Annotated in this window: 7 protein-coding genes and 1 pseudogene; 3 read left to right on the top strand and 5 right to left on the bottom strand. The window is 68.7% G+C overall.

The features are described 5' to 3' along the window. Together Q0066_RS11320 and Q0066_RS11325 are read right to left on the bottom strand one after the other, a co-directional pair. Positions 1–1,316, bottom strand: a pseudogene (locus Q0066_RS11320) (hypothetical protein); the annotation flags it as partial. A gap of 7 nt (positions 1,317–1,323) precedes the next feature. Continuing rightward, positions 1,324–2,706 carry a magnesium chelatase gene (locus Q0066_RS11325; RefSeq protein WP_298132962.1) on the bottom strand — a complete coding sequence of 461 codons (1,383 nt, stop codon included), beginning with the start codon at positions 2,704–2,706 and terminating at the stop codon, positions 1,324–1,326. Positions 2,707–2,995: 289 nt separating this feature from the next. On the opposite strand from Q0066_RS11325, the gene Q0066_RS11330 reads away from it, so the two are divergent. Further along, a complete protein-coding gene (locus Q0066_RS11330) occupies positions 2,996–3,619 on the top strand; it encodes a histidine phosphatase family protein (RefSeq protein WP_298132963.1) in 624 nt (207 codons plus the stop codon). Beyond that, positions 3,616–4,320 (top strand): SCO1664 family protein, encoded by a 705-nt coding sequence (locus Q0066_RS11335; RefSeq protein ID WP_298132965.1) that lies wholly within the window; start codon positions 3,616–3,618, stop codon positions 4,318–4,320. Before Q0066_RS11330 ends, Q0066_RS11335 begins: the two co-directional genes overlap by 4 nt. A 473-nt stretch (positions 4,321–4,793) precedes the next feature. On the opposite strand, the gene Q0066_RS11340 is transcribed toward Q0066_RS11335, so the two are convergent. Then, positions 4,794–5,036, bottom strand: coding sequence for a MoaD/ThiS family protein (locus Q0066_RS11340; protein ID WP_298132967.1), 243 nt, complete (start codon positions 5,034–5,036; stop codon positions 4,794–4,796). A 5-nt stretch (positions 5,037–5,041) separates the two neighbouring features. Next, complete coding sequence (gene moaA, locus Q0066_RS11345) at positions 5,042–6,079, bottom strand: GTP 3',8-cyclase MoaA (protein WP_298132969.1); 1,038 nt, start codon at positions 6,077–6,079, stop codon at positions 5,042–5,044. 80 nt (positions 6,080–6,159) lie between these two features. On the opposite strand from moaA, the gene Q0066_RS11350 reads away from it, so the two are divergent. Continuing rightward, positions 6,160–6,849, top strand: coding sequence for a helix-turn-helix domain-containing protein (locus Q0066_RS11350; protein WP_298132970.1), 690 nt, complete (start codon positions 6,160–6,162; stop codon positions 6,847–6,849). 226 nt (positions 6,850–7,075) lie between these two features. On the opposite strand, the gene Q0066_RS11355 is transcribed toward Q0066_RS11350, so the two are convergent. Then, entirely contained in the window at positions 7,076–8,419 is a 1,344-nt protein-coding gene (locus tag Q0066_RS11355; protein ID WP_298132972.1) for a PhoH family protein, read from the bottom strand. Between the last annotated feature and the right edge of the window lie 279 nt (positions 8,420–8,698).

The raw sequence follows: 8,698 nt of genomic DNA on the forward strand, positions 1-8,698 counted from the left end.
GTCGCCGCGTTCAGCATCGTCCGGGTGACGTCCCAGGGCTCGGAGTCGCCGAACTGCCACGGCCGCGATGCCCCGGTTGGCTCCCCCGCGGCGCCGGACAGCCGGGTGTCCCGGTTGCCCTGCCGTCCGGAGAGTTGCTTGGCGGCCTCCGCCAGCAGCGCCTTGCCGAGCCGGCGCATCGCCTGCGGCGACAACCGCAGGTCACCGGAGCCGTCGCGACGCAGGAAACCACCCTCGCGCAGCGCCTTCTCCAGTTCGGCCAGGGTGCGGGCGTTGACCGCAGCCTCGCTGCCCAACTGCCGACTGAGAGCGTCCAGGTCGAGATCGTCGAGCCGGGCACCGCCGTAGTTCTGGCCGAGCTGCTCGGCGAGCGAATCGAGCTCGGCGAGGTCCTGCAGCACACCGGTGCCGTCACCCAGGCCCATCCCCTCCTCGCCGGTGAACTGCTCGCCGCCCGTCCAGTTCTCGCCGGGCCGCAACGCCTGCAGCGACGAATCCAGCCGGTCGAGTTGCGCCATCAACTCCGGCGAGCCGAACGCCTGCGCGGAGAGCCGCATCAGCTCCTCGCGCTGCTCGGCGCTCATCGAGCGCATCAGCCGCTGCGCGGCCGCGGCACGCTGCGCCAGCGCATCGATCAGCTCCTCGACGTTGCGTGGGTTCTCCGGGAAGAAGTCGCCGTGCTTGGCCATGAAGTCATCGAAGTCTTCGGGGGTGTCCTCACCGCGGCGATGCTTGTCGAGCAGCTCATTGAGGTCGTCGAGCATCGCGTTGATCGCCGCCCGATCGGAATCGGTGGCGTTCTCCAGGGCCTGCTTCATGCCGGCGAACCGCTGGTCGAGCAGTTCGCGGCCGAGCAGATCCTTGATCTTCTCGTAGTCCTGCCTGGCTTCGGCGGACGCCCAGTCGTAGTCGGTGAGCTCATTGACCGCGGCGGCCGTCGAGGGCGACAGGTTGTCCAGCCGTAGCTCGCGGAAGGCGCGGTCGTCGTCATCCATCATGGCGTCGCGAAGCAGCTGTTTCCGTTCGGCGTCGACCGCATGGTCGAGCAGCTCCTTGACCTGCTGCAGGGTGCCGTCCATCCGGTAGCGGCTCAGCAGGTCGCGGCGCCGCGCGTTGACCCGGCGGGCCAGGTCGTCCAGCCCCTCGCGTCCGGCACTACCGCGGCGCAGGTATTCCCGCAGGGCGTGCTCGGGGCTGTAGCCGGCCATCACGTCGTCGCCGATCTGGGCCAAGGCCTCGCTCAGATCGACCGGCGGCGCCAACGGATCCGGGCCGCCGGCGTAGCGGCCGTAACGCGAGGCGCGGTTGCGGGGCATGGTGGTCCTAGCCGTAGATGGTTTCGCTGCCGTCGGAGTCCTTGGCGATCCGGCGGGCCAGGTAGAGGCCTTCCAGCGCCAACTCGATCGCGCTGGCCCGCCGTCCGGCGTTGTCGGCGTCGAACCGCTCGGCGATCTCGTCATAGACGCCGTCGGCCTCGGGCAGCCCCTCCAGGAACTCGGACGCGGTCACCTGCTCGCCGGTGACAATGGTGGTCTGGCCGTCGAGGGATTCCACCAGCGGGCCCAGGTCGATGCCGCGGAAATGTGCCCGGGCGGCCTCGGCCGTGGCGGTGCGCAGCAGGTGGCTGAGGATCGCCTCCTCACGGCCCTCTTCGCCGGCCTCGAACTCGATCTTGCCGCCCAGCACGTCGACCGCGGTCTCCAGGTCGACCAACCGGGCCACCGGATCTGTCTCGCCCCGGACCACCGCCCGGTGCAGCGCCGCGGCGGCCACCGTCTCGGCGCCCGCGATCGCGAACCGGGCGGAGACGCCGGAACGCTGGTTGATCGCCGGCGACTCGCGCAGCGCCCGGGTGTAGCGGGCCAGGATCTCGAGCAGCACCTCGGGGATCTCGGCGACCAGTTGGGCCTCCTGCCGGATCACCGCCACCTCGTCGGCCAGTTCCAGCGGGTAGTGGGTGCGGATCTCGGCGCCGAAGCGGTCCTTGAGCGGGGTGATGATCCGGCCACGGTTGGTGTAGTCCTCGGGGTTGGCCGAGGCCATCACCAGTACGTCGAGCGGCAGCCGCAGCACGTAGCCGCGGATCTGGATGTCGCGCTCCTCCATCACGTTGAGCATCGACACCTGGATGCGTTCGGCCAGGTCGGGCAGCTCGTTGATCGCCACGATGCCCCGGTGGCTACGGGGAATGAGCCCGAAGTGGATGGTCTCCGGATCGCCTAGGCGACGTCCCTCGGCAACCCGAATCGGGTCCACGTCGCCGATCAGGTCGGCCACCGAGGTGTCCGGCGTGGCCAGCTTCTCCGAATACCGCTCGGAGCGATGCCGCCACGCCACCGGCAGGTCGTCGCCCAGCTCGGCTGCCCGGCGCCGCGATTCGGCGGTGATCGGCTCGTAGGGATGCTCGCCGAGCTCGGCGCCCGCGATCACCGGCGTCCACTCGTCGAGCAGGCCCTCCAGGGTGCGCAGCAGCCGCGTCTTGCCCTGCCCGCGCTCCCCCAGCAGCACCACGTCGTGCCCGGCGATCAGGGCGCGTTCGAGTTGCGGCAGCACGGTCCGGTCGAAGCCGTGCAGGCCGGGCCAGGGGTTCTCTCCGGCGGCCAGCGCGGTCAGCAGATTGTCACGGATCTCTTCACGAAGACCCTTCTGCACGTGCCCGCTGGCACGCAGTTCGGCAACGGTTGCGATGGTGGGGCGTTCGGTCACGTCCTCACGCTAACCCCGAGCACAAGATGCCAGAGCACCGGGAGTTCGACCTGGCATCCACCCGTAACAACGAAACGGGCGGCTCCGCCAGTCCGCACCGGTGAGATCACTCACCCGCGAAGCCGTACTCAACGCGCAGCGAGGCCGTTCGCCGGGGAGACAAGCCCCCGACCGCAAGTAAGGATCCGGATCTGGCCGGAACAGACCAGCCCGATCCGGATCCTTGTGCGTCGGCCACCCACCGAGCTGCCCCGACCCGACACACGCCTGCCCCGAGTACGCTCGTCGCGTGCCGTCGCCCAAAACCTTCCGGGTGCTGCTGGTGCGCCACGGACAGACACCGACCACCGGACAGATCCTGCCGGGACGTGCTCCTGGACTGCATCTGTCCGAGCGTGGCCGCGAACAGGCCGAGGCCGTGGCCCGACGGCTGACAGACGTCGGACTCAGCGCGATCTACAGCTCACCGCTGGAACGTGCCCGGGAAACCGCCGAGCCATCGGAGCGGAGTACCGGGCTGACGGCTGTGATCGAGCCCGCCCTGCTGGAGTGCGACTTCGGCGAGTGGACGGGAAGACAGCTCACCGCACTGGCCAAGCTTCGCGACTGGCGCACCGTGCAGCAGGCACCGTCGACCTTCCGCTTTCCCGGCGGCGAGAGCTTCGTCGAACTGCAGACCCGGATGATCACGCTGATGGAACGGCTGCGGGCCACCCACCGTGGGCAGACGGTGGCCTGCTTCTCACATGCCGACCCGATCAAGGCGCTGCTCACCCACGCGGTCGGCACCCACCTCGATCACTTCCAGCGGATGGATGTCGGTACCGGCTCGGTGTCGGTGATCGACTGGCCCGCTCACGGTGCACCCGTCGTCCGCAGCGTCAATTCGACCGACGGGCCGCTGGGTCAGTGAACACCGCCCAGCAGGAGGCACTGCTCAGCGAGGGCACCATCAATCTCGTCGGCCGCGTCGTGGAGAGCAGCAACGCCACCTTCGTCGTCGAGGTCACCCACGAGGACGACTACACCTGGGCGATCTACAAACCCGAATCCGGCGAACGGCCGCTCTGGGATTTCGAACCGGGCCTGTACCGGCGCGAACGTGCCGCCTACCTGCTGGACGCCGCCCTGGGCTGGGGATTGGTGCCGCCCACCGTGATTCGCACCGACGCTCCGCTGGGGGTGGGTTCGTTGCAGTGGTTCATCGAGTGCGATCCGGCGATGCACTACTTCCGGTTGGTCCGCGAGTCACCCGAGGCCCACGAGCGGTTGCGTCGGCTGGCGGTCTTCGATGTGGTCAGCAACAACACCGACCGCAAGGGCGGCCACGTGCTCACCGACGAGCACGGCGGCATCTGGGCGATCGACCACGGCCTGTGTTTCGCCGCCGGCTACAAGCTGCGCACCGTGATCTGGGACTTCGCCGGCGAACCCATCGCCCCCGACATCCTGACCGACCTGGCGCCACTCGCGGACGCTGTCCCCGATCAGATCGCCGAATTGCTCGACGAGCGCGAGGTGCGCGCACTGCGACGCCGAACTCAGAGAGTGCTCGACGCCGGAATCCTGCCCATCGATGAGACCGGTCACGCCTGGCCGTGGCCACTGATCTGATCCGGACGGGACTCAACCCTCAACGGGACGCGGGGTCGTTTGGGGCCTCGAAGAACATGCGAGCGGCACTGAACTCCGGCGGTGGGGAAACGCGCTCCGCCGAGGCAGCCGAACCGGACGACGCATCGTCCGCCCCGGGCATGCCCAGCGCCGAACCCGGCGCCCCACCGCCGTTGGGGGGTCTTTCAGGATACCGCATACCCCCTTGTCAGGGCCAGAGTTGGCGGGGTTGGATTTCGACCTGCCGGCACAGACCTGCGGCCCCGGCTGACCTAAGGAAACGCTGACCAAAGCCCTCCCATCGTCATCCCGGACCTGATCCGGGATCCCTCCCGCTGAAAGCCGGGGATGACGTGACTGGACCCGCCTCCCTGGGCACCGCTGGTTGAGCTGTCGAAACCACGCCTTGTCGGTGGCGGGAACGGGCCTCGACAAGCTCGACCGACGACAAGCTCGACCAGCGAGAAGCGCGACTATCCGCCGGCGAAGGGAGGCAGCACGTCCACCTGGGCGCCCGGCGCGACGAACTCGGTGCGGGAGCGGGCCGCCTGGCCGTCGATCAGCACGGTGGAGACGGCGAGCACCTTGGCCAGCCGCTCGCGGTCGGAGCCCAGTTGCTCGACCAGGTCGGCCACCGTCACCTCGAACTCGGCGTCCACGGTCTCTTCAGCGACACCCGCGGCATCTGCCGCACCCGCGAAGTACCGAATCTTCACAATCCTCAACCTCCGATGGCGCTCATGGTGCGGACCGGCGGCACGAAGCCTGGTTCACCGATTCCGTGCGCTGCCGCCTTGCGGGCTTGGGCACCCGCCCAGATCTCGGCGAGTTCGGTGTCCGAGGCACCGTCGCGCAACGGCGTCCGCAGATCGGTCTCGGTGCGCGAGAACAGGCAGGTGCGCATCTGCCCGTCGGCGGTGATCCGGGTGCGGTCGCAGGCGCCGCAGAAGGGTGCCGTCACCGAGGGGATGACGCCGATCCGCCCGCCCGGCTGCGAGGCGTCCGCGACCACCTCCCACAGTTCGGCGGGCGCGGCGCCGCGCGGCTCGGCGGCCGGCCGCAGCGTGAACCGCTCATCGAGCCGCTTCAGGATCTCGGCCTGGGTGACCATCTTCGAACGGTCCCATTCATGTCGCGGCCCGAGCGGCATCTGCTCGATGAAGCGCAGCTGGTAGCCGCGCTCCAGACAGAACTGCGCGAGCGGCACGACGTCGACGTCGTTGACGTCACGCATGATCACGCTGTTGACCTTGACCGGCAGCAATCCGGCAGCTTCGGACGCGGCCAGCCCGGCCAGCACGGCATCCAGCCGGTCGCGCCGGGCAAGAGCCGCATAACGCTGCCGATCCAGCGAGTCGAGCGACACGTTGACCCGGTCCAATCCGGCCTCGGCAAGGGCGGACACTCGTTTGTCCAGGCCGATGCCGTTGGTGGTCAAGGACAGCTCCGGGGGGCTGCCGGCGCGGGTACGCAAGGTCTTGGCGTCCGCCACGATCTGTTCCAGCGACCGGCGCAGCAACGGCTCGCCGCCGGTGAAACGGATCTTGGTGATACCCAGCGATTCGACCGCGATCGTCATCAGCCGATGCAGTTCGGCATCGGTCAGCACCTCCTCGCCGGGCAGCCAGGGCAAGCCCTCCGCAGGCATGCAGTAGGTGCAACGGAGATTGCAGCGGTCGGTGAGCGACACCCGCAGGTCGGTGGCGACACGGCCATGCGTATCCGCCAGCACCAGCGGCGTACGCACCTCGACCGTCATGCCCACAGGGTACGCGAGAGACTCCGGGGCGGGGCGAAACGTCATCCACGGGGTGAGCGGTGGTGCCATCATGGAAGGTGATGACCTCGTCCACCGTGCCTGACCATGGCCCGGATCGGCTCGGACCGACCCGACGGCGAGTTCTCGCGCACCTGCAGGAGTTGCCCGACCCCACCTCGACCGAGGTGCTGGCCGACAGCCTCGCCCTCCACCCGAACACCGTGCGCTTCCACCTCGATGGGCTCCTCGCTGCCAACCTGGTGCGCCGGGTGGTCGAACATCGCGGTGTCCAGGGGCGGCCGAGGGTGCTGTTCACCGCCGCTCCGACCGTCCCGCCGGTCACCGACCATCCCTACCGTTCGTTGGTGCAGGCGATACTCGGCTATCTGCGCGACAACGATTCTCCCGACAATCCGATCGCCGAGCGGATCGGCGAATCCTGGGGTCGTTCCCTCGCCGACTCCGAAGCCGAACTCCCCGACACCGCAGCACTGGTGGCTGCCGTCAATTCGCTGGGCCTCAGTTCACGGGTTGCTGAGGTGGACGGCGAGCGCAACCTGGAGATCGTCCGCTGCCCGTTCCGCGATCTCACCCTGGGCGGCGACACCACCGTGTGCCGGATCCATCTCGGCATGATGCGGGGCTACCTGGCCGCCGGGGACGCCAGTGAGACCGTGGCCGAGCTGCGGCCATGGGTCGAGCCGGAACTCTGCCTGGCGCGGCTGGTTCCCGCCTCGGAGGCCGCGGTCGAATCGGCAGCGCACGTCTGAACTCGCCGTCATCCCGGCGAACGCCGGGATCTCTCTGTCGGACCGTGTGGACCGGCCGGTCGAGATCCCGGATCAAGTCCGGGATGACGGTCCGTTGGTCTCGGTCAGCGATTGGGAAGCACGGACCTTCATTGGTCGAGCTTGTCGAAAACCCGGGACGTGCCGGCCGGCAAGGGGTTTCGACAAGCTCAACCAACCAACATGTGACTGCGTTGATCGGCGCGTGCTAGATGCCGATGTCCTCCAGCAGGTCGGTGACCAGGGCGGCGATCGGTGAACGCTCCGAACGGGTCAGCGTGACATGGGCGAACAGCGGATGACCCTTGAGCTTCTCCACGACCGCGACGACGCCGTCGTGGCGTCCGACCCGCAGGTTGTCGCGCTGCGCGACATCGTGGGTCAGCACCACCCGGGAGTTCTGGCCGATCCGGGACAGCACGGTGAGCAGCACATTGCGCTCCAGCGACTGAGCCTCGTCTACGATCACGAACGCGTCGTGCAACGAACGTCCCCGGATGTGGGTGAGCGGCAGCACCTCGAGCAGGTCGCGGGCCATCACCTCTTCGATGACCTCGCGGTTGGTCACCGAGCCGAGGGTGTCGAACACGGCCTGCGCCCAGGGCGCCATCTTCTCGCCCTCCGCACCCGGCAGGTAGCCGAGTTCCTGGCCGCCGACGGCATACAAGGGACGGAACACGATCACTTTCGAGTGCAACTGACGCTCCAGCACTGCCTCCAGCCCGGCGCACAGCGCGAGCGCAGACTTGCCGGTGCCGGCCTTGCCGCCGAGGGAGACGATGCCCACCGCCGGGTCGAGCAGCAGGTCGAGCGCCACCCGCTGCTCGGCGGAGCGTCCGTGGATGCCGAAGCAGTCTCGATCGCCCCGGACCAGTTTCACGGCGCCGTCCGGCAACACCCTGCCCAACGCGGTGGAGCCGGAGGTGTGCAGCACCACACCGCTGTGGCAGGGCAGGTCGACGGCTTCCGGAATGAGCGCGGTGCCGGACGCGTACAGGGCGTCAACGCTGGCCCGCTCCACCTCGACCTCGGCCATGCCCGTCCAGCCGGTGTCGATGGGCTGCTCGTGCAGGTACTCCTGCGCCGCCAGGCCGACCGCGGACGCCTTCACCCGCAGTGGGACGTCCTTGCTGACCAGGACGACATCGCGTCCCTCGCCGGAGTAGTTCAACGCCACCGCGAGGATGCGCGAATCGTTGTCACCGAGGCGGAAGCCGTGCGGCAGCACGGTCTGGTCGGAGTGGTTGAGTTCCACGTGCAGGGTGCCGCCGTCGTCATTGACCTGCAGCGGCAGATCGAGCCGTCCGTTCGCCAGCCGGAGCTCGTCGAGGTAACGCAGCGCCGTCCGGGCGAAGTAGCCGAGCTCGGGATGGTTCCGTTTCGCCTCCAGTTCGGTGACCACCACGATCGGCACGATCACCTCGTGCTCGTGGAAATTGCGCACGGCGTGCGGGTCACTGAGCAGGACGGAGGTGTCGATCACATAGGTCCGCACCGACGTATCGGCGGCGGTGGTGACGAAGCTGCGGGAACTGCTTGCTGTACGGGGCACGAGCGGTCCTGTCCTGAGGCCGACGCTGCACCCCCGCCGGCCCACATAGTTGTGTCAGCCGGGAAGTTCGGGCCCTGGTAGTGGCCCGCGGGTTCGACCGGTGCGGGTCAAACGACGCATCGTTTCCTCCTGGACGATCATTGGGGTGACCGCACTTGCACTGTAAGCAGCCGACGGGCGATCCGGACGCGCGGCACGCCGGGCAGCGGAACCCGTCACCCGCCGTTCACGTGGCCGACGCCCTGCCCCGGTCACCCGCTGGTCGAGCTTGTCGAGACC

The sequence above is a fragment of the Micropruina sp. genome (assembly GCF_027492755.1).
Taxonomy (GTDB): domain Bacteria; phylum Actinomycetota; class Actinomycetes; order Propionibacteriales; family Propionibacteriaceae; genus Micropruina.